The following is a 23,844-nucleotide window of genomic DNA, read 5'->3' as shown; positions in this document are numbered from 1 at the left end:
TATGTCTCTGGCAAAAGCATCGGTGTGGACCGCCGCGTCCACGCTTGTAAAAATTGGCGCCGGGCTGCTGGTCGTCAAGCTGCTGGCCGTCTCATTTGGCCCCTCTGGTGTGGGGCTGGCGGGTAATTTCCGCCAGCTTGTTACCGTCCTTGGGGTGCTGGCCGGCGCCGGTATCTTCAACGGCGTGACCAAATACGTTGCACAGTATCATGATGATGCGGCTCAGCTTCGCAGGGTGGTGGGCACCTCTTCGGCGATGGTCACGGGTTTTTCGACCCTGATGGCGATTATATTTCTGCTGGCGGCGGCGCCCATCAGCCAGGGGTTGTTCGGGCATACCCATTACCAGGGGTTGGTGCGTCTGGTCGCCTTGGTTCAGATGGGCATTGCCTGGGCTAACCTGCTGCTGGCGCTGATGAAAGGGTTTCGTGATGCTGCAGGGAACGCGCTTGCCTTAATCCTGGGCAGCGTCATCGGCGTGATTGCCTATTACTTCTGCTTTCGCCTGGGCGGCTATGAAGGCGCACTGCTGGGGCTTGCGCTGGTCCCGGCGCTGGTTGTTGTGCCTGCGGCATTTATGCTGATGCGTCGGGGCGTCATCCCTCTGAGCTACCTGAAACCGCAATGGGACACGATGCTTGCCAGCCAGCTGGGTAAATTTACCCTGATGGCGCTCATCACCTCCGTCACGCTGCCGGTGGCCTACGTGATGATGCGAAACCTGCTGGCGGCGCATTATAGCTGGGATGAAGTGGGCATCTGGCAGGGCGTAAGCAGTATTTCCGACGCCTATCTCCAGTTTATTACGGCTTCCTTTAGCGTTTACCTGCTGCCAACCTTATCGCGACTGACGTCCAGACAAGAAATAACGCGCGAGATTTTCCGATCGCTGCGCTTTGTGCTGCCGGCCGTCGCGGCGGCCAGCTTTACCGTCTGGTTATTGCGCGATGTCGCCATCTGGCTGCTGTTCTCGGCGAAGTTCACCGCCATGCGCGATCTCTTTGCCTGGCAGCTGGTGGGTGATGTGCTGAAAGTGGGTGCTTACGTTTTCGGCTATCTGGTGATTGCAAAAGCGTCCCTGCGGCTGTATATCCTGGCGGAAATTAGCCAGTTTGCTTTACTGACCGCATTTTCACACTGGCTGATACCCGCGCACGGTGCGCTGGGGGCGGCTCAGGCCTACATGGCAACCTATATCGTTTATTTCGCTGCCTGTTGCGGCGTATTTTTATTGTGGCGTAAACGCGCATGACTGCACTGATTCACATCCTGGGATCGGATATCCCACACCATAACCAGACCGTTTTGCGGTTCTTCAACGACGAGCTGGCATCGGGTAATCCTGATGCGCGTGAGTTTATGGTTGCAGGTCAGGATAAGGGCCTGAGCGAGGCGTTCCCGGCGCTAACTATTCGCTTCTGGCCGGATAAGGCCACGCTGGCGAAGGCGGTCGTTGCCAAAGCGAAAGCCAACCGCGAGCAACGATTCTTCTTCCACGGGCAGTTCAATACCGGCCTGTGGCTGGCGCTTCTCAGCGGGGGGATTAAACCCTCCCAGTGCAGCTGGCATATCTGGGGAGCCGATCTCTACGAAGTCTCCCGCGGCTGGAAATTCCGTCTTTTTTATCCCCTGCGCCGCATGGCCCAGGGGCGCGTGGGCTGTGTGTTTGCCACCCGTGGCGATCTCAACTATTTTGCTAACAAGCACCCGAACGTGCGCGGAGAATTACTCTATTTCCCAACCCGCATGGATCCGGCGCTGAACACTATCGCGAATGACGCGGTGCGTGAAGGCAAGCTGACGATCCTGGTGGGGAATTCCGGCGATCGCAGTAACGAACACGTCGCGGCGCTCAGGGCGGTGCATCAGCAGTTTGGCGACACGGTAAACGTAGTGGTGCCAATGGGCTATCCCGCCAACAACGACGCCTATATTGCTGACGTTCGCCAACAGGGGCTTGCGCTGTTTAGCGCAGAAAATCTGCACATCCTCAGCGATAAGCTGGAATTTGATGAATATCTTGCGCTGCTGAGAAAATGCGATCTCGGCTATTTCATCTTTGCCCGACAGCAGGGAATTGGCACGCTGTGTTTGCTGATCCAGGCGGGTGTACCGTGCGTGCTCAACCGCGACAACCCGTTCTGGCAGGACATGGCCGAGCAGCATATTCCGGTGCTGTTTACCTCAGATACGCTGAATGTCGAGGTGGTACGGGAAGCCCAACGCCAGCTCACGCTGGTGGATAAAAATAGCATCGATTTTTTCAGCCCGAATTACCTCACGCCGTGGCACCGCGCGCTGCGTATCGCTTCAGGAGACAAAGCATGAGTCAGTTGCAATTCAGCGGCTTACTGGTTGTCTGGCTTCTGAGCACCCTGTTTATCGCCACGCTTACCTGGTTTGAATTCCGCCGGGTACGTTTCAACTTTAACGTTTTCTTCTCGTTACTGTTTCTTCTGACCTTCTTTTTCGGCTTCCCGCTCACCAGCATTCTGGTCTTCCGTTTTGACGTGAGCGTCGCGCCGCCGGAAATCCTGCTCCAGGCGCTTCTGGCGGCGACCTGCTTCTATGCGGTCTACTACGTCACCTATAAAACGCGTCTGCGTTCAGCACAGGCTGCTGCCCCGCGTCGGGCGCTTTTTACCATGAATCGGGTCGAGACCCACCTGACGTGGGTGATGCTGATGACCATCGCCCTGGTCAGCGTCGGTATCTTCTTCATGCATAACGGCTTCCTGCTGTTTAAGCTCCACTCCTACAGCCAGATTTTTTCGGCAGAAGTCTCGGGCGTGGCGCTTAAGCGTTTCTTCTACTTCTTCATTCCGGCAATGCTGGTGATCTTTTTCCTGCGTCAGGACAGCAAAGCGTGGCTGTTCTTTCTGGTCAGCACCGTCGCGTTTGGCATCCTGACCTACATGATTGTGGGCGGTACGCGCGCGAACATCATCATCGCCTTCGCTATCTTCCTGTTTATCGGCATCATCCGCGGCTGGATCTCGCTGTGGATGCTGGTCGCGGCAGGGGTGTTTGGCATTGTGGGCATGTTCTGGCTGGCGCTGAAGCGCTACGGGATGAACGTGGCGGGCGATGAGGCGTTTTACACGTTTCTCTACCTGACGCGCGATACCTTCTCGCCGTGGGAAAACCTCGCATTGCTGCTGCAAAACTACGACAAGATTGATTTCCAGGGGCTTGCGCCGATTGTTCGCGACTTCTACGTCTTTATCCCTTCCTGGCTATGGCCGGACCGTCCTGGCGTGGTGCTTAACACGGCAAATTACTTTACCTGGGAAGTGCTGAACAACCATTCCGGTCTGGCAATCTCGCCAACGCTGATTGGTTCCCTGGTGGTGATGGGAGGGGCGTGGTTCATTCTCCCCGGGGCGGTTGCCGTGGGGCTGATTATCAAGTGGTTCGACTGGCTTTACGTGCGTGGCAACGAAGAGACCAACCGCTATAAAGCGGCCATTTTGCACAGTTTTTGCTTTGGTGCCATTTTCAATATGATCGTTCTGGCGCGCGAAGGGCTGGACTCGTTCGTGTCGCGCGTGGTGTTCTTCATGGTCGTTTTCGGCGTCTGCCTGTTACTGGCCAAACTGCTGTACTGGCTGTTTGACAGCGCAGGGCTTGTGCACAATCGCGAGCGGCAGGGCAGCACAACGCTGTCGCAAGTCTGAGTAAGGATAGTAATGACTGATAAAATCTCTGCACCGCGCTATGCGCTACGTGGCCTGCAGCTTATTGGCTGGCGCGACATGCAGCACGCGCTGGACTTTCTGTTCGCCGACGGCCAGATGAAATCCGGTACGCTGGTGGCCATCAACGCGGAAAAAATGCTGGCGGTTGAGGACAATGCGGAAGTTAAAGGCCTGATTGAAGCGGCTGAATTTAAATACGCGGACGGGATCAGCGTGGTCCGCTCTATCCGTAAAAAGTATCCTGACGCTAATGTTTCCCGCGTGGCGGGTGCCGATCTCTGGGAGCAGCTTATGGCCCGCGCAGGCGCGCAGGGCACGCCCGTGTTCCTGATTGGGGGAAAGCCGGAGATACTGGCCCAGACGGAGGAGAAACTGCGTCGTCAATGGAATGTTAATATTGTTGGCAGCCAGGATGGTTACTTCAAACCGGAAGATCGGCAGGCGCTGTTTGAGCGCGTTCGTGACAGCGGGGCGAAAATTGTCACCGTGGCGATGGGATCCCCGCGCCAGGAGATCCTGATGCGTGACTGCCGTCTGGTCTGTCCGGATGCTCTCTACATGGGCGTCGGCGGCACGTACGACGTCTTTACCGGCCACGTTAAGCGTGCGCCCAAGGTCTGGCAAAATCTGGGGCTGGAGTGGCTGTACCGCCTGCTATCGCAACCGACGCGCATTAAACGACAGATCCGTCTGCTTCGCTACCTCGCCTGGCATTACACCGGAAAAATGTAATCAAAATGTAGCGCGATATGCTATTCGCGCTGCAACTCGCCTGCAAAACTGCTGATAATCTGTGCAATGCATTCATTTTTTTAATGCATCGTTTGCCATTTGGCAGATTTTAGGAAACCATTCGCTCCGTATTTTAGTACCCCTAAAAAACAATACCCGGTATTAAGCCGGGAAACAGCAAACACAATCGAGGATCTATGGCAGAGAAACAACCGGAGCTACAGCGTGGGCTGGAAGCTCGTCATATCGAACTGATAGCGCTGGGCGGCACTATCGGCGTGGGCCTGTTTATGGGCTCCGCAAGCACGCTCAAATGGGCAGGCCCTTCCGTATTACTGGCGTATATTATCGCCGGGCTGTTTGTTTTCTTCATTATGCGCTCCATGGGCGAAATGCTCTTCCTGGAGCCGGTAACCGGCTCTTTCGCCGTTTACGCGCATCGCTATATGAGCCCGTTCTTCGGCTACCTGACGGCCTGGTCATACTGGTTTATGTGGATGGCGGTGGGCATCTCAGAGATCACCGCGATAGGGGTCTACGTCCAGTTCTGGTTCCCGGACATGGTCCAGTGGATACCCGCGCTCATTGCCGTGGGGCTGGTGGCGCTGGCAAACCTGGCAGCCGTGCGCCTTTACGGTGAAATTGAGTTCTGGTTCGCAATGATCAAAGTCACCACGATTATCGTGATGATTGTCGTCGGCCTGGGCGTGATTTTCTTCGGCTTTGGCAACGGTGGACACGCTATCGGCTTTGGCAACCTGACCGAAAACGGCGGCTTCTTCGCCGGCGGCTGGAAGGGCTTCCTGACGGCGCTGTGTATCGTTGTGGCCTCGTATCAGGGCGTGGAGCTGATCGGTATTACAGCCGGTGAAGCGAAAAATCCACAGGTCACGCTGCGTAGCGCGGTGGGCAAAGTGTTGTGGCGTATCCTGATTTTCTATGTGGGCGCGATCTTCGTCATCGTGACCATTTTCCCTTGGAATGAAATCGGCACGACGGGTAGCCCGTTTGTTTTGACCTTCGCCAAAATTGGTATCACGGCGGCGGGTATCATCAACTTTGTGGTCCTGACGGCAGCGTTGTCGGGCTGTAACAGCGGGATGTACAGCTGCGGGCGTATGCTCTATGCGCTCTCGAAGAACAACCAGCTTCCTGCGGCGATGAGTAAAGTCTCACGTGCCGGCGTACCGGTGGCGGGGGTGGCGGTCTCCATTGCGATACTGCTGATTGGCTCTTGCCTGAATTACATCATCCCTAACCCGCAGCGCGTGTTCGTTTACGTCTACAGCGCCAGCGTACTGCCGGGCATGGTGCCGTGGTTTGTTATTCTCATCAGCCAGCTGCGTTTCCGTCATGCGCATAAAAAGGCGATTGAAAGCCATCCGTTCCGTTCAATTCTGTTCCCCTATGCGAACTATTTGACCATGGCGTTCCTGATTTGCGTATTAATTGGAATGTACTTTAATGAAGATACCCGCATGTCGCTGTTTGTCGGGGTGATCTTCCTGGCGGCTGTAACGGCTGCATATAAGCTTTTTGGCCTGGGTCGCCGCGCCACCACGCAGAAAGTGGAGGAATAAACGGCAAAATGTGCAAACCATAACCAAACGCGCATTTTTTTCAAAAAAGCACTAGACAGCGGGGACGGAGGTACGTAATATCCAGCCCCGCAACGGCGCTAAGCGCCCGTAGCTCAGCTGGATAGAGCGCTGCCCTCCGGAGGCAGAGGTCTCAGGTTCGAATCCTGTCGGGCGCGCCATTTTAGTCCCGGCGCTAGAGCTGCGGTGGTCTGAGAAGTAGTCAGTACCGCGTGAAAGAATACAGTGGTGGCTATAGCTCAGTTGGTAGAGCCCTGGATTGTGATTCCAGTTGTCGTGGGTTCGAATCCCATTAGCCACCCCATTATTTGAAAGAGTTGTGAATTGCGAAGGTGGCGGAATTGGTAGACGCGCTAGCTTCAGGTGTTAGTGTCCTTTGGATGTGGGGGTTCGAGTCCCCCCCCTCGCACCACGACTTTTTAAATGAATTGAACTAAAAATTCAAAAAAGCAGTACATCGGCGAGTAGCGCAGCTTGGTAGCGCAACTGGTTTGGGACCAGTGGGTCGGAGGTTCGAATCCTCTCTCGCCGACCAATTTTGAACCCCGCTTCGGCGGGGTTTTTTGTTTTCTGCAGCTTTTCTTCTATGTAGTGATTCCCCGACAGCATCCTTTTCTTTGTCGCAATCCGGCGACATGCAAGTAATTGAAAATTAAGTAAATAACTATTTATGGGTTTTGCTGTCTCCTCCTGGCGACATATACCCGCCTTTTCCCGATACGTTGTGAAGCCTAAGGCGGCGCTTAGCAGCATAATTTCCTTTTATCTTAAAATGTTGCGTCATGTATAAGTTCTGGGTGTTATGTTGGCACGTTACGTGCAATAATATGCGTGTAGATGCTCATTCCATCTCTTATGTTCGCCTTAGTGCCTCATAAACTCAGGAATGACGCAGAGCCATTTACGGTGCTTATCGTCCACTGACAGATGTCGCTTCGGCCTCATCAGACACCATGGACACAACGTTGAGTGAAGCACCAAATATGTTGTCTTACAGACCTGTTTTAACGCCTGCTTTTATAGCAGGCGTTTTTTTATGCCTTATTCCCGATACAAGCGCATGACCAGGGCAACCATCAGCAGGGCCGATGCAGAAACAGCATAGAGCGCCTGTACGGAGCCAAACCCTGAAGCCACCGCCGCTGCAATGCCGGTGAAAAGAGAGGCGCTGAGCGTTTGCCAGCGCCAGGCCTTACCGCTGGCCGACGCGGTTTGCGTGATATGAAAACTGCTGAGTACGCCAAACGTGCCGGCCGCGAAGAGAACATTCGAGGCCAGATGCGCGATAAAGATCATCCCCAGCGCACATGCCGTCCACCCGGACAAAAACGGCAGCATTCCATAAGCAGCCAGAAAAATACCGAGACAAACGATGATTCGCGGCGTGTGGGCCGCAAAGCGCGTCAGGCTCTCTTTTTTTAGCAGCAGGGGGCCACAAAGCTGCCCCAAACTCCTCGCGAAAAGCAGAGGCAGAGCAAGGCTCGCCGCATCCTGAGGACGGAGCTGCTGGGCCAGCGCCGGGAGAAGCGCCATCGCGGGTGACCCGACGGCGGCCAGCGCCGGCAAAATGAGCAGGCTGCGTTTCTGCCGAACGGTCAACGCCTGCCAGCGCAATGTCGCTGAAGCCTCCTTTGCCACAGGGTCGGGGCGTGATGCCGGAGAAAACAGGCGTCCCGTCAGCCATAACATGACCAGTGACCCGAGAAAGCTGATGGCATCAATGGCCAGCAGGGTAAACACGGATGTCTTCTGAAACAGCACCACGCCCAGCCCGGTACCTAACAACACCTGAGACGCAAAAATCACATTTTCCAGACAGGTGGCGGCAGGCAGTTCCGTTTCGCTGAGACCGCGCTTAAAAAGCAGTGTCAACGCGGGCCAGCTCATCCCGCTCAGTAGGGCTTCGGCGGATTGCACGGCGAGTAACGCGGCAATGCTGTGATAACTCACGCCAAACAGGGGAAAGAGCAGGGCGAGCAAGCCTAGTCCCTCGGTCAGTATCAGCAGGGAAATCGGAGAACAGCGTGAGCACAGCTTTTCGCCGATCGTACTGCCGATAAATCCCGGTACCGTAGCGAAAAGAAAAGCAAGAGTGAGCAGAGCGGGCGGAACTGACCACGCTAACAGCAAACCGAATACCACAACCTGGGTTAACCCATTTCCCAGCGAAGAAAAGATGAAAGCACTGGCAAGCAGGCGCAGCCAGCGATGGCAGCACAGCGCTTCAATAAGCGCATACAGAAGCGAGTTCATGACGATTTCCTTTCAAAAACGATTTAGTCCACGCAGCAGAATGTGCGCGTGTATGAAAAAAGGTTAATGAAAAGACATCGTTACATTGGCGGGTTCGTTTGCGGTTTGAGGTGTAAAGAATGTAGCAGGAGAAAGGCGATAAAAAAAGGAGGCCCTCTGGCCTCCTTTTTATTTATTGCTGGTTACCGTTATTTTGCAGGGTCAACAGCAGCCCATCACGGCGCATAGCGGCCGCCTCTTCCGGCTTATGCTGCTTGTCCAGCGTATCGGCAAGCCACGCGTAATCAAACGCGTCCGGACGCTGTTTCAGCGCCGCGCGAAAGGCGAGGCTCGCCTCCTGCCATTCGCCGTGCCTCATCAGCGACTGACCCAGAGTGCTCCAAAGCAGCGGGCGGTCACCGACGGTTTTAATCTGCTGACGCAGCGCTTTTTCGACCTGCTCAGGGTTATTGGTTTTCAGGCGTGGGATCACCATCACCAGACGATCGTCGTACTGGCGCTTCAGGCCGTCGAGGAGGATCTCCTGCGCGGTGTCATGATCGTCACATTCAATAAGATGTTCCGCCATGGCTACCTGCAGAGGAACCTGCTGACGCGTTTTACGGCTCTGATTCTTCCACCACGTTTTCAGACCGTCGCTGCCCAGATCGGCGCGCGCCTGTTCCATCAGGCCAATCCACGCCAGACGCTGAAGCTCGTCACGATGTTCATCGTCGCCCACCTCGGCCTTCGCCATAGATGGAATGATATCCAGCAGCGAACCCCAGGCGCCGGTACGAATATAGGCCTGCTCGGCAAGACGCAGCACTTCCGGATGGCGTGGCGCGACTTCCAGCAGGCGGTCGATACCGTGGCGAGCAGCGTGATTCTCATTGCGTGCCAGCTGCAGACGAACGCGGGTAATTTCCACAGGAATTGGGTCACCGGACGCCAGCTCTGCCGCCCGCTCCAGATGCTGATTGGCGCGGGCTTCGTCACCGCGCTGCTGCGCCGCTTCGGCTGCGAGCAGATAATTCACCACCGGCTGTTCGGCATGGTCGGCGTTTTTCGACATCAGCTTTTCAACCTGCTGATAGTCACCCTCTGCGAGCTTAAGCAGCGCCTGTTCGGTCTGCTTACGGGCGCGGCGGCGTTTACGGCCAACGAACCAGCCGCGCGTGTGGGCACCGGTGCGGAAAATACGGCGCAGGATCCACTCGATCGCAAACAGTACCACCACGCCGAGGATCAGAATGATCGTCAGGCCCGTTACGCTGGTTTCGATGTTGTAGTTATCGGTCTGGATCAGAACGTAACCCTGATGACCGGCAAGCATCGGACCCAGGACGATCCCGGCGATCAGCAGGATGAAGAGTAAGAGGACTTTTAGCATCATTACTCTCCCTGCGGTGCGCTTTCAGGCGCTGGTACAGGAGCTGGTGCCGCTCCGCCCGACGGCTCTGCCGGCACGCCCGGCTGCGCCAGCAGGTTACGTACGCGCGTCTGCATCAGTTTCTCCAGAATTGGCTGGCTGGCCAGCTTATCCGGCACGTTCATGGTGATGTTCTGCTGGCTCAGCTTATCAATGTCTTCGAGGAAGGCGGTGGTCGTTGCATCATCGGTATTGTAGTAGGCGCGTACCCACGTTGAGACGTTATCCAGCGCCTGTTTGTAAGTCTCTTCCTGATGACGCGGCACGGCCTGAGCCGCCACCAGCAGGCGGGAACGAATGTTCTCGCGCAGATAGATGTCCTGGTTTGGCGCCAGCAGCGGCACGGCGGTTTCGTCGCGACGGCGGATAGTAATGAAGCTATCCATAAAGTTCTGCCAGCTTTTCTGCAGATTTATGCGCCATTCGCTCAGGGAGCTGGACAGCTCGGTACCGTCGGAATCCATCGGAGAGTCGTCGTCGTTGTTATCCGCCAGCTGCAGGTTATCAATCTGATTCGAAAGCTGGTTCACCTTGAGGATAATGCCGTCGTAATCCACCTGAGAGACGGCGGAGAGGCTGGCGATGTCTTCGGTGATCGCGCGCCGAGCCGTGATAAGGCTCGGGTCGTTCATATCTGCCAGGCTCGCATCGGCGCTTTTCAGCAGCGCGGCGGCAGTGGTGACGTCCTGATCGCTCCAGAGCTTACGTCCAGCAAGCTTCACCAGGAAGTCAGCCTGCGAGAGCAGCCAGGTTTTGGCATCGGTGCCGGAAATCGTGGCGACTTTCTGCTGTACTTCACCCAGCTGTTTGGTCAGCTCTTCCTGTTTGCTGTTCGCTTCGGCAAGCGCGGCGGCCTGCTGCTTAATCACGGCTTCCAGCTCGGTTTTCTGCGTTTCCTGAGCTTTTTGCAGGGAGGTAAGCTGATTCACCAGCGCATCGCTGGTGGACGTCTGGTTAGCACCCTGTTGTTTCACCAGGCCATACAGACCAACGCCTGCTGCCAGCGCAATGGCGATGGCAATCGCGCTCAATGCGAGGCTGGTTTTATTGCTGCCGTTTTTCTTCTCAGCGGTTTTCTCTGTCGTCTCTGGCTGTGGCGTTGTGTCCACAGTCTCCCTGGTCTCTTCAACCACGGCGGAGGATTTTTCGTGTTCCGTCATTATGGCTTCCCATTTGAGAGTTATTGTAATGCGCGCAGCAGCGCATCGTTGTCGGCGTTATCAGCGATCCGAATATCTTGCCAGCCCAGTTCCCGGGCGAGGTTCGCCAGACGCTCACTGACGACCAGAAGCCGACAGCGGAGTAACCAGTTTTCGCGATACCAAAGCGGTATCAGCGACCAAAGCTGTTGTAACATTTCACCGCTGGTGACCACTAGCGTATTGATGCCGCGCGCGTGCCAGCGCATCGCCTCTTCCGCGCCATCATAGTGTTTTGCACAGCGCTGATAGCACTCAACGAACGTCACGTTGGCACCACGTTCACGTAGAGTTTCGCCCAGCAGCTCGCGGCCACCATTACCGCGCAAAATGAGCGCACGCTTTCCGGCAATAGTTTGTAATTCAGGTAATTGTAGCAAGACTTCGCTGATTTCCCGATCTAACGGGTAACGAACGTCCGCGCAGCTTACGGTATGCAATGCCAGTGCCGTTGTGCGGCCAATCGCGAAATAGCGGGGGGCGGTTGGCCAGGTCAAACCCTGCTGTTGCAGCTGCGCGTGGGAAAATTCCACGGCATGTTGCGACAGCGCAAACAGCAGGTCGCCTTCCTGAAGGGTATTCATCTGGTCGGCGAGCGCAGAGAGCTCCCGACCGGGGGAGAATTCAATGAGCGGAAAACTCCAGGCCACCTGCCCCAGTGTGCGCAGACGGCTCACTAACTGCTCTCCTGCGGGAGAAGGGCGGGTGACAAGAATACTCATGCAGGGGGTTCTCCGTTGTAGACCTCGGCCAGAATTTCACGTGCGCCGTTATTCAGCAGTTCTTCCGCCAGCGACACGCCAAGCTGTTCGGCATCCTGCGGCTTGCCGCGACGTTCGCCGCGCACCATCTGCGAACCGTCCGGGGCGCCCACCAGCGCGCGCAGCCACAGTTCACCTTCGGTTAATTCAGCATAGCTGCCAATCGGCACCTGACACCCTCCTTCAAGGCGGGTATTCATCGCACGCTCGGCTTTTACGCGGGTAGCGGTTTCGTCATGGTTCAGCGGGGCAAGGAGTTCGCGGGTACGCGCATCGTCCAGACGGCACTCGATACCTACGGCACCCTGGCCCACGGCTGGCAGCGACAGCTCGGGCGGCAAGGCCACGCGAATGCGTTCCTCAAGCCCCAGACGCTTCAGCCCGGCAACGGCGAGGATAATGGCATCGTAATCGCCGTTATCCAGCTTGCCCAGACGCGTGCCAACGTTACCGCGCAGCGAGCGAATGATCAGGTCAGGGCGGCGCTCCGCCAGCTGACACTGACGGCGTAAACTGGACGTGCCAACGACGCTACCCTCCGGCAGCGCGTCGAGGGAGTCATAGTGGTTAGAGACAAACGCATCGCGCGGATCTTCGCGCTCGCAGATGGTCACCAGCCCCAGCCCTTCCGGGAACTCGACGGGTACGTCTTTCATCGAATGTACGGCGATATCGGCGCGGTTCTCAAGCAATGCCAGTTCCAGTTCTTTGACAAACAAACCTTTGCCGCCCACTTTCGCCAGAGGCGTATCGAGGATCACGTCACCGCGCGTAACCATCGGCACCAGCTCGACGCGCAATCCACTGTGGCAGGCTTCAAGGCGCTGCTTCACATAATGGGCCTGCCAGAGCGCGAGAGGGCTTTGGCGTGTGGCAATTCTCAAAACATTGTCTAACATGCTTGTTACCGTCATTATTAATCGCTAACCATCCTAACATTGTTGACTCTGGGATGGCAGTTTTACGGTTGATGAAGCGTGAGAGGGAGAAGGCGGCGTATTCGTCAGCCATAGCCGTATTCAGGAATTTACACGTACAGAACGGTGCTACACTTGTATGTAGTGCATCTTTCTTTACGGTCAATCGGCAAGGTGTTAAATTGATCACGTTTTAGACCATTTTTTCGTCGGTACCACCAAAAATGATAAGGGCGAAAAAGGGTAACGGTTATCTTTTTGAAATACTGCGGGTCCGCTGATATTCGTGTTTTGAATAGATTGCGACACCCGGAAACATCAGGCGATACGTCTTGTACCTCTATATTGAGACTCTGAAACAGAGACTGGATGCCATAAATCAACTGCGTGTGGATCGCGCGCTTGCTGCTATGGGCCCTGCTTTCCAGCAGGTATACAGTCTGCTGCCGACATTATTGCACTATCACCATCCGCTGATGCCTGGCTACCTTGACGGTAACGTTCCCCAGGGCATTTGCCTTTTCACGCCTGATGAAACCCAACAACATTACCTGAACGAGCTGGAACTCTACCGCGGCATGCCGCCACAGGAGTCTCCGAAAGGTGAACTGCCGATTACCGGCGTTTACTCTATGGGGAGCACCTCATCGGTAGGGCAAAGCTGTTCTTCGGACCTGGACATCTGGGTCTGTCATCAGTCCTGGCTCGATAACGATGAGCGTCAGCTGCTGCAACGCAAGTGCAGCCTGCTGGAGAGCTGGGCGGCATCGCTCGGCGTGGAAGTAAGCTTCTTCCTGATTGATGAAAACCGTTTCCGCCACAACGAAAGCGGCAGTCTGGGTGGTGAGGACTGCGGCTCGACTCAGCACATCTTACTGCTGGATGAATTTTACCGTACTGCTGTGCGTCTGGCCGGGAAGCGTATTCTGTGGAATATGGTCCCTTGCGAAGAAGAAGAGCATTACGACGACTACGTCATGTCGCTGTATGCGCAGGGCGTTCTGACGCCAAACGAATGGCTGGATCTGGGCGGCCTTAGCTCCCTTTCGGCCGAAGAGTACTTTGGCGCAAGCCTCTGGCAGCTCTATAAGAGTATTGACTCACCTTATAAAGCGGTGCTGAAAACGCTGCTGCTCGAAGCGTACTCCTGGGAATACCCCACGCCTCGCCTGCTGGCGAAAGATATCAAGCAGCGTTTGCACGACGGGGAAATTGTCTCCTTCGGGCTGGACGCCTACTGCATGATGCTGGAGCGCGTGACCGAATACCTGAAAGCCATTGATGACACCACGCGTCTTGACCTGGTGCGTCGATGTTTCTATCTCAAAGTCTGTGAGAAATTGAGCCGCGAGCGCGCCTGCGTGGGCTGGCGTCGTGAAGTGGTCAGTCAGTTAGTGAAAGAGTGGGGATGGGACGAAGCGCGTCTGTCCATGCTCGACAACCGGGCCAACTGGAAAATCGATCAGGTGCGTGAAGCGCACAACGAACTGCTCGATGCGATGATGCAAAGCTACCGTAACCTGATCCGCTTTGCGCGCCGTAACAACCTCAGCGTTTCCGCCAGCCCGCAGGACATTGGGGTGTTGACCCGTAAGCTGTACGCCGCGTTTGAAGCGCTGCCGGGTAAAGTCACCCTGGTTAACCCGCAGATTTCGCCAGACCTGTCAGAACCAAACCTGACCTTTATCTACGTGCCGCCGGGCCGCGCGAACCGCACCGGATGGTATCTGTATAACCGTGCGCCAAGCATGGATTCAATCATCAGCCATCAGCCGCTGGAATATAACCGCTACCTGAACAAGCTGGTGGCCTGGGCCTGGTTCAACGGCCTGCTGACCTCGCGTACGCGCCTGTTTATTAAAGGCAACGAGGTGGTAGATCTCGCTAAGCTGCAGGAGATGGTCGCGGATGTGTCGCACCACTTCCCGCTGCGTCTGCCTGCCCCAACGCCGAAAGCGCTCTACAGCCCGTGTGAAATTCGCCATCTGGCGATCATCGTCAACCTGGAATACGACCCGACGGCGGCCTTCCGCAATCAGGTGGTTCATTTTGACTTCCGCAAGCTGGACGTCTTCAGCTTTGGCGAGCAGCAAAACTGCCTGGTGGGGAGCGTCGATCTGCTGTACCGCAACTCGTGGAACGAAGTGCGTACCCTGCATTTCAACGGCGAGCAGGCGATGATCGAAGCGCTGAAAACGATTCTCGGCAAGATGCACCAGGATGCCGCACCGCCGGATAGCGTTGAGGTGTTCTGCTACAGCCAGCACCTGCGCGGTTTAATTCGTACCCGCGTGCAGCAGCTGGTTTCTGAGTGTATCGAACTGCGTCTCTCCAGTACCCGTCAGGAGACCGGACGCTTTAAAGCGCTGCGCGTCTCCGGCCAGACCTGGGGCCTGTTCTTCGAACGCCTGAACGTGTCGGTACAGAAGCTGGAAAACGCCATCGAGTTCTACGGCGCGATCTCACACAACAAGCTGCATGGTCTGTCGGTGCAGGTGGAAACCAACCACGTTAAGCTCCCGCAAGTGGTGGACGGATTCGCCAGCGAAGGGATTATTCAGTTCTTCTTTGAAGAGTCGGGCGATGATGCCGGGTTCAACATCTATATTCTGGATGAGACCAACCGCGCCGAGGTGTATCACCACTGTGAAGGCAGTAAAGAGGAGCTGGTGCGCGACGTCAGCCGCTTCTACTCCTCTTCGCATGACCGCTTTACCTACGGCTCAAGCTTTATCAACTTTAACCTGCCGCAGTTCTATCAGATTGTGAACGTCGACGGGCGTACGCAGGTGATCCCGTTCCGCACCCAGGCCGTAACGCCTGCCGCGCCTGCTAATCAGGACACCGCGCCGCTGTTGCAGCAGTATTTCTCCTGAAGTTTTTCGCCGGGTGGCGCTCACGCTTACCCGGCAACAAAACTACCTGAAACTCACAGCCTCACCCGCCTGCGCGGTCGCCGCCTGTTCCAGCAGATCCCAGAACGGTACGCCGCTACGGTCGCAAACCCACTCCCCGTCTTTCAGATCGAAATGATAGCCGCCCTGTTTAGCGGCCAGCCACACCTGGTGAAGCGGCTCCTGGCGGTTAATAATAATTTTGCTGCCATTTTCGAAGCTCAGGGTCAGAATGCCGCCGTTGATTTCACAATCGATATCGCTGTCGCCGTCCCAGTCGTCAATACGCTCTTCGATGGTCATCCACAGGTTGTCGGCAAGGCGATGGAATTCACTGTCGTTCATGGTTTTGTTCCTGTTTTTCGTGATGCCGGCAGTATAACCCTAAATAATTCCCGTTGCAGGAAAGCGGCAAACTCTTGCTTTTGTGTCTTCTCCTGCGATGATAGAAACAGATTTGAACTTACGGGCAACTTTATAATGAAAAACGCTTTCCGAACGCTTGCCGTTCTCATCACGCTGTTCAGCCTGACTGGCTGCGGACTGAAGGGACCGCTGTACTTCCCACCTGCGGATAAAACCGCGCCGCCGCCGACAAAACCCGTGCAAAGCGGCATTGAGTCTACTACGCCAAATACTAACGATCGTGGCGATAACGGTGGCCCGACCCAGGTTAATCTCTGACGACAACGTTCTGTACCCGCGCAATGGAGCAAATGATGCAGTTCTCTAAAATGCATGGCCTTGGCAACGATTTTATGGTCGTCGACGCGGTAACGCAGAATGTGTTTTTCTCCCCGGAACTGATCCGTCGCCTGGCGGATCGGCATCTGGGGGTGGGGTTCGATCAGCTGCTGGTGGTCGAGCCACCGTACGATCCCGACCTCGATTTTCACTACCGTATTTTCAACGCGGACGGCAGCGAAGTTAACCAGTGCGGCAACGGCGCGCGCTGCTTTGCCCGCTTTGTCCGCCTGAAAGGGCTGACCAACAAGCGAGATATTCGCGTCAGCACGGCTAATGGTCGTATGGTGCTCAGCGTTACCGATGATGAGCTGGTGCGCGTGAACATGGGCGAGCCTAACTTCGAGCCCTCCGTCGTGCCGTTTCGCGCAAACAAAGCGGAAAAGACCTATATTATGCGTGCGGCCGAGCAGACAGTATTGTGCGGCGTCGTCTCAATGGGTAATCCACACTGCGTGATTCAGGTTGATGATGTGGAAACCGCCGCGGTCGAAACGCTCGGCCCGGTGCTGGAAAGCCACGAACGTTTCCCGGAGCGCGCGAACATCGGCTTTATGCAGGTGGTGAAGCGCGAGCACATTCGCCTGCGGGTTTACGAGCGCGGTGCGGGCGAGACTCAGGCCTGCGGAAGCGGCGCCTGTGCTGCGGTGGCCGTGGGCATCTCCCAGGGGTTACTGGCAGAAGAGGTTCGCGTGGAGTTACCGGGCGGTCGGCTTGATATCGCCTGGAAAGGACCGGGTCATCCACTGTATATGACTGGCCCGGCGGCACATGTCTATGACGGGTTTATCCATCTATGAAACAACCAGGGGAAGAACTGCAGGAAACAGTGACGGAACTGGACGACAGAGCTGTTGTTGATTATCTGCTGCGCAATCCTGAGTTTTTTATTCGCAATGCACGCGTCGTCGAAGAGATGCGCGTGCCGCATCCGGTTCGCGGGACCGTGTCGCTGGTCGAATGGCACATGGCGCGCTCGCGCAACCACATCAATCAGCTTGAAGAGAATATGACGCTGCTGATGGAGCAGGCCAGCACCAACGAAAGCCTGTTCTATCGTCTGCTGCACCTGCAGGCGCGTCTGGCGTCTGCGCACAGCCTTGACGAGTTCCTCAGCCGCTTCCACCGCTGGGCTCGCGAGCTGGGGCTGGCGGGCGCAACGATTCGTCTGTTCCCTGACCGCTGGCGCATTGGCGCGCCGTCCGGTTTTACCCATCTGGCTCTCAGCCGTCAGGCGTTTGAACCGCTGCGCATTCAACGTCTGGGCCATGAGCACCACTATCTGGGGCCGCTGAACGGACCAGAGCTGCTGGTGGTGTTGCCGGAAGCCAAAGCGATTGGCTCGGTGGCGATGTCGCTGATGGGGCGCGATGGCGATCTGGGCGTCATATTATTTACCAGCCGCGACGCGCATCACTATGAGCAGGGGCAAGCAACGCACCTGCTGCAGGAGATCGCCCTGATGCTGCCCGAGCTGCTGGAGCGCTGGATTGAGCGCGTATGATGGACGGACTGCTCGCCACTGACGTCTCGCGCTTTCTGCGCTATCTGGGCGTGGAGCGTCAGCTTAGCCCCATTACCCTGCTCAACTACCAGCGTCAGCTTGATGCCATCATGCAGATTGCCGACGAAATCGGCCTGAAAAGCTGGCAACAATGTGATGCTGCGACGGTGCGCGGGTTCGTCGTGCGTAGCCGTAAAAAAAATCTCAGCCCGGCGAGCCTGGCGCTCAGGCTCTCAGCGCTGCGCAGTTTCTTCGACTGGCTGGTCAGTCAGGGGGGCTTAAAAGCCAACCCGGCAAAGGGGATCGCCACGCCGAAAGCGCCGCGCCATCTGCCTAAAAATATCGACGTCGACGACGTAAATCGCCTGCTGGATATCGACCTTAACGATCCGCTCGCCGTGCGCGACCGCGCGATGCTGGAGGTGATGTACGGTGCCGGGCTGCGTCTGTCAGAGCTGGTTAATCTTGATATCAAACATCTCGATCTGGAGTCTGGTGAAGTGTGGGTGATGGGTAAGGGCAGCAAAGAGCGCCGCCTGCCGATTGGCCGCAATGCGGTCTCCTGGATTGAGCACTGGCTTGACCTGCGCGGGCTGTTTGGCACCGATGAGGATGCGCTGTTCCTGTCGAAGCTCGGCAAACGGATCTCGGCGCGTAACGTGCAGAAGCGCTTTGCGGAGTGGGGCATTAAGCAGGGGCTGAACAGCCACGTTCACCCGCACAAGCTGCGCCACTCCTTTGCGACACACATGCTTGAGTCGAGCGGCGATCTTCGCGGCGTGCAGGAACTGCTTGGCCACGCGAATCTGTCGACCACTCAAATTTATACCCACTTAGACTTCCAACACCTTGCCTCGGTGTATGACGCGGCGCACCCACGCGCCAAACGGGGGAAATAATGCGTTTTTACCGCCCACTTGGTCAGATCTCAGCCCTGACGTTTGACCTTGATGACACCCTATATGACAACCGCGAGGTGATCCTGCGTACCGAGCAGGAGTCGCTGGCGTTTGTGCAGAACTATCATCCCGCACTGAAAGCGATACAGAACAAGGATTTTCAGAAGCTGCGTCAGTCCCTGCGTGAGACCGAGCCGGACATTTACCACGACGTGACCGAATGGCGTCGTCGTGCGGTTGAGCAGGCGATGCTCAACGTGGGCCTGAGCGTGCAGGACGCGGCCATTGGGGCCGAAGCAGCAATGGAAAACTTTGCCAAATGGCGTAGCCGTATCGACGTGCCGCAGGAGACTCACGACACGCTGGCGAAGCTTGCCGAAAAGTGGCCGCTGGTGGCCATTACCAACGGCAATGCCCAGCCGGAGCTCTTTGGCCTCAGCGATTACTTTAAATTCGTGCTGCGCGCGGGCCCGCACGGGCGCGCGAAGCCGTTCGGCGATATGTACCATCTGGCGGCGGATAAGCTGAACCTGCCGCTGGGTAACATTCTGCACGTGGGGGATGACCTCACCACAGACGTGGCCGGGGCTATCCGCTGCGGCATGCAGGCCTGCTGGATCAAGCCGGAAAACGCCGACCTGATGACCACGCTGGACAGCCGTCTTCTGCCGCACGTGGAAATTTCGCGGTTGGCATCCCTCACGACGCTGATATAATCATCAATTGTTCTGTATAAATTAACAGGGTTTTGGCGAATGCTATTCGTCTGCCCGACATGACGTGACGGTGCCAATGGACGTTTCTTACCTGCTCGACAGCCTTAATGACAAACAGCGTGACGCGGTTGCCGCCTCGCGCACCAACATGCTGGTACTGGCTGGGGCGGGCAGTGGTAAGACGCGCGTGCTGGTTCACCGTATCGCCTGGCTGCAGAGCGTGGAGAACTGCTCCCCGTACTCCATCATGGCGGTGACGTTTACCAACAAGGCGGCGGCGGAGATGCGCCACCGTATCGCCCAGCTGATGGGCACCAGCCAGGATGGCATGTGGGTTGGCACCTTCCACGGCCTGGCGCACCGCCTGCTGCGCGCGCACCATATGGACGCCAATCTGCCGCAGGATTTCCAGATCCTCGACAGCGAAGACCAGCTCCGCTTGCTGAAGCGCCTGATCAAGGCGATGAACCTCGACGAGAAGCAGTGGCCGCCGCGTCAGGCGATGTGGTACATCAACGGCCAGAAGGACGAGGGGCTGCGCCCGCACCATATTCAGAGCTTCGGCAACCCGGTCGAGCAGACCTGGCAGAACGTCTACAAGGCCTATCAGGAAGCGTGCGATCGCGCCGGTCTGGTGGATTTCGCCGAGCTGCTGCTGCGCGCCCACGAGCTGTGGCTCAACAAGCCGCACATCCTGCAGCACTACCGCGAACGCTTCACCAATATCCTGGTGGACGAATTCCAGGATACCAACAACATTCAGTACGCGTGGATCCGCCTGCTGGCCGGTGATACCGGCAAAGTGATGATCGTGGGCGATGATGACCAGTCTATCTACGGCTGGCGCGGGGCGCAGGTGGAGAACATCCAGCGCTTCCTCAACGATTTCCCTGGCGCACAGACCATCCGTCTGGAGCAGAACTACCGCTCAACCAGCAACATCCTGAGCGCGGCCAACGCCCTTATTGAGAACAACAACGGGCGTCTGGGTAAAAAGCTGTGGACCGACGGCGTCGACGGCGAACCGATTTCCATTTACTGCGCCTTCAACGAGCTCGACGAAGCCCGCTTCGTGGTGAACCGCATTAAAACCTGGCAGGACAACGGCGGCGCGCTGGAGCAGTGCGCCATTCTCTACCGCAGCAACGCCCAGTCGCGCGTGCTGGAAGAGGCGCTGCTGCAGGTGAGCATGCCGTACCGCATTTACGGCGGTATGCGATTCTTCGAACGTCAGGAAATCAAAGATGCGCTGTCGTATCTGCGCCTCATTGCGAACCGTAACGACGACGCGGCGTTTGAACGCGTGGTTAATACGCCGACCCGCGGGATTGGCGACCGCACGCTGGACGTGGTGCGTCAGGCCTCGCGCGATCGCCAGCTGACGCTGTGGCAGGCGTGCCGCGAGCTGCTGCAGGAAAAAGCCCTCGCCGGGCGTGCCGCCAGCGCATTACAGCGGTTCCTTGAGCTGATTGACGCCCTGGCGCAGGAAACCGCCGACATGCCGCTGCACGTGCAGACCGACCGGGTGATTAAAGACTCCGGCCTGAGAACCATGTACGAGCAGGAGAAAGGCGAGAAGGGCCAGACCCGTATTGAGAACTTAGAGGAGCTGGTCACGGCGACGCGCCAGTTCAGCTACAACGAAGAAGACGAAGACCTGATGCCGCTCCAGGCGTTCCTCTCCCACGCCGCGCTGGAAGCGGGTGAAGGGCAGGCGGACACCTGGCAGGATGCGGTTCAGCTGATGACCCTGCACTCCGCCAAAGGCCTGGAGTTCCCGCAGGTGTTTATCGTCGGGATGGAAGAGGGGATGTTCCCGAGCCAGATGTCGCTGGATGAAGGCGGCCGTCTGGAAGAGGAACGTCGTCTGGCCTACGTGGGCGTGACGCGCGCGATGCAAAAGCTGACGCTTACCTACGCCGAAACCCGACGTCTGTACGGTAAAGAGGTCTACCACCGTCCGTCGCGCTTCATCGGCGAGCTGCCGGAAGAGTGCGTGGAGGAGGTGCGTCTGCGGGCGAGCATCAGCCGTCCGGTGAGCCATCAGCGCATGGGCTCGCCGATTGCGGAAACCGATACCGGCTACAAGCTGGGCCAGCGCGTGCGCCATTCGAAGTTTGGCGAAGGCACCATTGTGAATCTGGAAGGCAGCGGTGAACACAGCCGTCTGCAGGTGGCGTTCCAGGGGCAGGGGATCAAATGGCTGGTGGCGGCCTATGCGAAGCTGGAAACAGTCTAACATTCAGAAAAATATCATTATTTTGTAATAATCTGCTAGCCTTATACATTGAAGGTCAATTAATGCCCTTCAGCGTTCCGTTGCGTGTTGACGCCACAGTTATAGCTGGCGTAACATGCGCGCACGATTACGCTAAGAGGACATTCGCCTTGGACACACCCAGTAGATACTGGCTCAATTCCCTGTCATCCAGGAACAACTCCTAAGGCTATCTCCTCTTGCTGATGGCCTTAGTGGTTGTCAGCGACCTGCATTATTCCCGTCGCGCTGAGTCAGGCTGTTTAATGGTCTGAAACCCAATTTGTTTCTGTGTGCCCACCGAACTGTCCGATATTTTTTGCATTGGGAGTCCCGGTCATGTTGAGCGCATTTCAACTCGAAAATAACCGACTGACTCGGCTTGAAGCCGAAGAGTCACAGCCCCTCATTGATGCCGTATGGGTGGATCTGGTCGAGCCGGACGACGATGAGCGCCTTCGCGTACAATCTGAGCTGGGGCAAAGCCTGGCAACCCGCCCGGAACTGGAAGACATCGAAGCATCCGCGCGTTTTTTTGAAGACGAAGACGGTCTGCACATTCACTCCTTCTTCTTCTTTGAAGATGCGGAAGACCACGCGGGTAACTCCACCGTGGCGTTTACCATTCGCGACGGCCGTCTGTTTACCCTGCGCGAGCGTGAGCTGCCGGCATTCCGCCTCTACCGCATGCGCGCCCGCAGCCAGGCAATGGTGGACGGTAACGCTTACGAGCTGCTGCTCGATCTGTTCGAGACCAAAATTGAACAGCTGGCGGACGAAATTGAAAACATCTATAGCGATCTGGAAAAGCTGAGCCGCGTGATCATGGAAGGCCATCAGGGCGATGAATACGACGAAGCGCTCTCCACGCTGGCGGAGCTGGAAGATATCGGCTGGAAGGTGCGCTTGTGTCTGATGGATACCCAGCGCGCGCTGAACTTCCTGGTGCGCAAGGCGCGTCTGCCGGGCGGTCAGCTGGAGCAGGCGCGTGAGATCTTACGAGATATCGAATCCCTGCTGCCGCACAACGAATCCCTGTTCCAGAAGGTCAACTTCCTGATGCAGGCGGCGATGGGCTTTATCAACATCGAGCAGAACCGCATCATCAAGATCTTCTCGGTGGTGTCCGTAGTGTTCCTGCCGCCGACGCTGGTGGCATCCAGCTACGGGATGAACTTTGAGTTTATGCCGGAGCTGAAGTGGAGCTTTGGCTACCCGGGGGCGATTATCTTTATGATCCTCGCCGGGCTGGCGCCGTACTTGTACTTTAAGCGTCGTAACTGGCTGTAAGAGCAAGGCGAATTCCCTCTCCCTGTGGGAGAGGGTTAGGGTGAGGGAAACATCACAACCCTTTGCGCACCCTGCGTTGGGTATAAATTGCGTCGGCGACGAAAATCGCCAGCGCCACCCAGATAAAAGCGAACGTCACCATTTTATCCGCCCCCGGCACCTCACCGTAAAACACCACCGCCAGCAGGAACATCAGCGTCGGACCAATGTACTGGAAGAAGCCCAGCGTGGAGAGACGCAGACGCGTCGCTGCACCGGTGAAGCACAGCAGAGGAATAGTGGTTACCACGCCCGCCGCCATCAGCATCAGATTCAGCGACCACGGGTTGCTGCCCATATGGCTGGTGGCGCTGTCGGCGATGCCGAAGAGATAAATCGCCGCCACGGGCAGCAGCCACAGGGTTTCAAACAGCATCCCCGTCTGCGCTTCCACCGCAATCTTCTTACGCACCAGACCGTAGAACGCAAAGCTGAACGCCAGACCGAGGGCAATAATCGGCAGCGAGCCGAAGGTCCAGAGCTGCACCAGTACGCCGCAGAAGGCCAGAATCACCGCCACCCACTGCATCCGGCGGAAGCGCTCACCGAGGAAAATCATCCCCAGCACGATGTTCACCAGCGGGTTAATGAAGTACCCCAGGCTCGCTTCGAGCATGTGATGGTTATTCACCGCCCAGATAAACAGCAGCCAGTTGCCGCCAATCAGCACCGCTGAGAGCGCCAGCAGGAAGATCTTTTTAGGGGTTTTAAACAGCGTTTTGACGCCCGACCACTGACGGCTGAGGCTCATTAGCGCGATCATAAAAAAGAATGACCAGATAACGCGGTGAGTCAGGATCTCATCGGCCGGAACGTAGGCGATAAGTTTGAAATACGCCGGGGCTATACCCCAAATAAAATAAGCGGCAAGGGCGAGTAAAACGCCCTGCCGCGTCTGTTTAGCATCCATCGGGAAAATCCGTTACAAAAAA

Annotated in this window: 21 protein-coding genes and 4 tRNA genes; 18 read left to right on the top strand and 7 right to left on the bottom strand. The window is 56.7% G+C overall.

The window, feature by feature from the left end; genetic code table 11:
* Position 1: 1 nt before the first annotated feature.
* The 9 genes from wzxE (at position 2) to KGP24_RS22435 (ending at position 6,563) form a co-directional block, all read left to right on the top strand.
* Positions 2–1,252 (top strand): lipid III flippase WzxE, encoded by a 1,251-nt coding sequence (gene wzxE, locus KGP24_RS22475; RefSeq protein ID WP_223561841.1) that lies wholly within the window; start codon positions 2–4, stop codon positions 1,250–1,252.
* Entirely contained in the window at positions 1,249–2,328 is a 1,080-nt protein-coding gene (locus KGP24_RS22470; RefSeq protein ID WP_223561840.1) for a TDP-N-acetylfucosamine:lipid II N-acetylfucosaminyltransferase, read from the top strand. Before wzxE ends, KGP24_RS22470 begins: the two co-directional genes overlap by 4 nt.
* Complete coding sequence (wzyE, locus tag KGP24_RS22465; protein WP_223561839.1) at positions 2,325–3,677, top strand: ECA oligosaccharide polymerase; 1,353 nt, start codon at positions 2,325–2,327, stop codon at positions 3,675–3,677. The genes KGP24_RS22470 and wzyE overlap by 4 nt, the downstream gene beginning before the upstream one ends.
* Positions 3,678–3,689: 12 nt before the next feature.
* Positions 3,690–4,430 (top strand): lipopolysaccharide N-acetylmannosaminouronosyltransferase, encoded by a 741-nt coding sequence (wecG, locus tag KGP24_RS22460; RefSeq protein ID WP_223561838.1) that lies wholly within the window; start codon positions 3,690–3,692, stop codon positions 4,428–4,430.
* 197 nt (positions 4,431–4,627) lie between these two features.
* Positions 4,628–6,010 (top strand): amino acid permease, encoded by a 1,383-nt coding sequence (locus tag KGP24_RS22455; protein WP_223561837.1) that lies wholly within the window; start codon positions 4,628–4,630, stop codon positions 6,008–6,010.
* Between the two features lie 102 nt (positions 6,011–6,112).
* Positions 6,113–6,189: transfer RNA gene (locus tag KGP24_RS22450), tRNA-Arg, on the top strand.
* A 67-nt stretch (positions 6,190–6,256) separates the two neighbouring features.
* Positions 6,257–6,332: transfer RNA gene (locus KGP24_RS22445), tRNA-His, on the top strand.
* A 22-nt stretch (positions 6,333–6,354) separates the two neighbouring features.
* A tRNA-Leu gene (locus KGP24_RS22440) sits at positions 6,355–6,440 on the top strand.
* Between the two features lie 46 nt (positions 6,441–6,486).
* Positions 6,487–6,563, top strand: a tRNA-Pro gene (locus tag KGP24_RS22435).
* Positions 6,564–7,069: 506 nt separating this feature from the next.
* Here the strand turns inward: KGP24_RS22435 and KGP24_RS22430 are convergent.
* The 5 genes from KGP24_RS22430 to hemC form a co-directional block, all read right to left on the bottom strand.
* Entirely contained in the window at positions 7,070–8,281 is a 1,212-nt protein-coding gene (locus KGP24_RS22430; protein WP_223561836.1) for an MFS transporter, read from the bottom strand.
* A 172-nt stretch (positions 8,282–8,453) separates the two neighbouring features.
* A complete protein-coding gene (gene hemY, locus KGP24_RS22425; RefSeq protein ID WP_223563559.1) occupies positions 8,454–9,653 on the bottom strand; it encodes a protoheme IX biogenesis protein HemY in 1,200 nt (399 codons plus the stop codon).
* A 2-nt stretch (positions 9,654–9,655) separates the two neighbouring features.
* Complete coding sequence (gene hemX, locus KGP24_RS22420) at positions 9,656–10,852, bottom strand: uroporphyrinogen-III C-methyltransferase (RefSeq protein WP_223561835.1); 1,197 nt, start codon at positions 10,850–10,852, stop codon at positions 9,656–9,658.
* A 20-nt stretch (positions 10,853–10,872) separates the two neighbouring features.
* On the bottom strand, positions 10,873–11,613 hold the full coding sequence (gene hemD, locus KGP24_RS22415; RefSeq protein WP_223561834.1) for a uroporphyrinogen-III synthase: 741 nt from the start codon (positions 11,611–11,613) through the stop codon (positions 10,873–10,875).
* The gene (gene hemC, locus KGP24_RS22410) at positions 11,610–12,551 is read right to left on the bottom strand and encodes a hydroxymethylbilane synthase (RefSeq protein ID WP_223561833.1); all 942 of its coding nucleotides are present in this window, start codon (positions 12,549–12,551) and stop codon (positions 11,610–11,612) included. Before hemC ends, hemD begins: the two co-directional genes overlap by 4 nt.
* Before the next feature lie 350 nt (positions 12,552–12,901).
* On the opposite strand from hemC, the gene cyaA reads away from it, so the two are divergent.
* Positions 12,902–15,445 carry a class I adenylate cyclase gene (cyaA, locus tag KGP24_RS22405; protein WP_023309629.1) on the top strand — a complete coding sequence of 848 codons (2,544 nt, stop codon included), beginning with the start codon at positions 12,902–12,904 and terminating at the stop codon, positions 15,443–15,445.
* 42 nt (positions 15,446–15,487) lie between these two features.
* On the opposite strand, the gene cyaY is transcribed toward cyaA, so the two are convergent.
* Positions 15,488–15,808, bottom strand: a complete 321-nt coding sequence (cyaY, locus tag KGP24_RS22400; protein WP_045909228.1) for an iron donor protein CyaY — start codon at positions 15,806–15,808, stop codon at positions 15,488–15,490.
* Positions 15,809–15,943: 135 nt separating this feature from the next.
* Between cyaY and KGP24_RS22395 the strand changes: the two genes are divergently transcribed.
* The 8 genes from KGP24_RS22395 to corA all read left to right on the top strand — a co-directional run bounded on the left by KGP24_RS22395 (position 15,944) and on the right by corA (position 22,873).
* Positions 15,944–16,147, top strand: a complete 204-nt coding sequence (locus KGP24_RS22395; RefSeq protein ID WP_014885650.1) for a lipoprotein — start codon at positions 15,944–15,946, stop codon at positions 16,145–16,147.
* Positions 16,148–16,182: 35 nt separating this feature from the next.
* Positions 16,183–17,007 (top strand): diaminopimelate epimerase, encoded by an 825-nt coding sequence (gene dapF / locus KGP24_RS22390; protein WP_008501545.1) that lies wholly within the window; start codon positions 16,183–16,185, stop codon positions 17,005–17,007.
* Entirely contained in the window at positions 17,004–17,711 is a 708-nt protein-coding gene (locus tag KGP24_RS22385; protein WP_126331078.1) for a DUF484 domain-containing protein, read from the top strand. The genes dapF and KGP24_RS22385 overlap by 4 nt, the downstream gene beginning before the upstream one ends.
* Positions 17,708–18,610, top strand: coding sequence for a tyrosine recombinase XerC (xerC, locus tag KGP24_RS22380; RefSeq protein WP_223561832.1), 903 nt, complete (start codon positions 17,708–17,710; stop codon positions 18,608–18,610). Before KGP24_RS22385 ends, xerC begins: the two co-directional genes overlap by 4 nt.
* Entirely contained in the window at positions 18,610–19,326 is a 717-nt protein-coding gene (yigB, locus tag KGP24_RS22375) for a 5-amino-6-(5-phospho-D-ribitylamino)uracil phosphatase YigB (protein WP_223561831.1), read from the top strand. The genes xerC and yigB overlap by 1 nt, the downstream gene beginning before the upstream one ends.
* Positions 19,327–19,402: 76 nt before the next feature.
* Positions 19,403–21,565, top strand: a complete 2,163-nt coding sequence (uvrD, locus tag KGP24_RS22370) for a DNA helicase II (protein ID WP_223561830.1) — start codon at positions 19,403–19,405, stop codon at positions 21,563–21,565.
* 149 nt (positions 21,566–21,714) lie between these two features.
* Positions 21,715–21,771: a YsgD/CorL family protein gene (ysgD, locus tag KGP24_RS22365; protein ID WP_212743980.1), complete on the top strand. Its 57-nt coding sequence runs from the start codon at positions 21,715–21,717 to the stop codon at positions 21,769–21,771.
* Between the two features lie 151 nt (positions 21,772–21,922).
* Positions 21,923–22,873 (top strand): magnesium/cobalt transporter CorA, encoded by a 951-nt coding sequence (gene corA / locus KGP24_RS22360; protein ID WP_008501540.1) that lies wholly within the window; start codon positions 21,923–21,925, stop codon positions 22,871–22,873.
* A 52-nt stretch (positions 22,874–22,925) separates the two neighbouring features.
* On the opposite strand, the gene rarD is transcribed toward corA, so the two are convergent.
* A complete protein-coding gene (gene rarD / locus KGP24_RS22355) occupies positions 22,926–23,822 on the bottom strand; it encodes an EamA family transporter RarD (RefSeq protein ID WP_194401844.1) in 897 nt (298 codons plus the stop codon).
* Between the last annotated feature and the right edge of the window lie 22 nt (positions 23,823–23,844).

Origin of the sequence: Enterobacter sp. JBIWA008, assembly GCF_019968765.1 — a bacterium.
Classification (GTDB): Bacteria; Pseudomonadota; Gammaproteobacteria; order Enterobacterales; family Enterobacteriaceae; genus Enterobacter.
Note: the sequence above shows the minus strand (reverse complement) of the source record. Positions and strands in the feature narration are given on the sequence as shown.

Excerpts from the sequence above, each read along its gene's own strand:
- KGP24_RS22470 (WP_223561840.1), top strand. The coding sequence starts at position 1,249 with ATGACTGCACTGATTCACATCCTGGGATCGGATATCCCACACCATAAC.
- xerC (WP_223561832.1), top strand. The coding sequence starts at position 17,708 with ATGATGGACGGACTGCTCGCCACTGACGTCTCGCGCTTTCTGCGCTAT.
- wzyE (WP_223561839.1), top strand. The coding sequence starts at position 2,325 with ATGAGTCAGTTGCAATTCAGCGGCTTACTGGTTGTCTGGCTTCTGAGC.
- wecG (WP_223561838.1), top strand. The coding sequence starts at position 3,690 with ATGACTGATAAAATCTCTGCACCGCGCTATGCGCTACGTGGCCTGCAG.
- KGP24_RS22385 (WP_126331078.1), top strand. The coding sequence starts at position 17,004 with ATGAAACAACCAGGGGAAGAACTGCAGGAAACAGTGACGGAACTGGAC.
- wzxE (WP_223561841.1), top strand. The coding sequence starts at position 2 with ATGTCTCTGGCAAAAGCATCGGTGTGGACCGCCGCGTCCACGCTTGTA.
- corA (WP_008501540.1), top strand. The coding sequence starts at position 21,923 with ATGTTGAGCGCATTTCAACTCGAAAATAACCGACTGACTCGGCTTGAA.
- KGP24_RS22430 (WP_223561836.1), bottom strand. The coding sequence starts at position 8,281 with ATGAACTCGCTTCTGTATGCGCTTATTGAAGCGCTGTGCTGCCATCGC.
- yigB (WP_223561831.1), top strand. The coding sequence starts at position 18,610 with ATGCGTTTTTACCGCCCACTTGGTCAGATCTCAGCCCTGACGTTTGAC.
- uvrD (WP_223561830.1), top strand. The coding sequence starts at position 19,403 with ATGGACGTTTCTTACCTGCTCGACAGCCTTAATGACAAACAGCGTGAC.
- rarD (WP_194401844.1), bottom strand. The coding sequence starts at position 23,822 with ATGGATGCTAAACAGACGCGGCAGGGCGTTTTACTCGCCCTTGCCGCT.
- hemC (WP_223561833.1), bottom strand. The coding sequence starts at position 12,551 with ATGTTAGACAATGTTTTGAGAATTGCCACACGCCAAAGCCCTCTCGCG.
- KGP24_RS22455 (WP_223561837.1), top strand. The coding sequence starts at position 4,628 with ATGGCAGAGAAACAACCGGAGCTACAGCGTGGGCTGGAAGCTCGTCAT.
- KGP24_RS22395 (WP_014885650.1), top strand. The coding sequence starts at position 15,944 with ATGAAAAACGCTTTCCGAACGCTTGCCGTTCTCATCACGCTGTTCAGC.
- hemX (WP_223561835.1), bottom strand. The coding sequence starts at position 10,852 with ATGACGGAACACGAAAAATCCTCCGCCGTGGTTGAAGAGACCAGGGAG.
- cyaY (WP_045909228.1), bottom strand. The coding sequence starts at position 15,808 with ATGAACGACAGTGAATTCCATCGCCTTGCCGACAACCTGTGGATGACC.
- hemD (WP_223561834.1), bottom strand. The coding sequence starts at position 11,613 with ATGAGTATTCTTGTCACCCGCCCTTCTCCCGCAGGAGAGCAGTTAGTG.
- hemY (WP_223563559.1), bottom strand. The coding sequence starts at position 9,653 with ATGCTAAAAGTCCTCTTACTCTTCATCCTGCTGATCGCCGGGATCGTC.
- dapF (WP_008501545.1), top strand. The coding sequence starts at position 16,183 with ATGCAGTTCTCTAAAATGCATGGCCTTGGCAACGATTTTATGGTCGTC.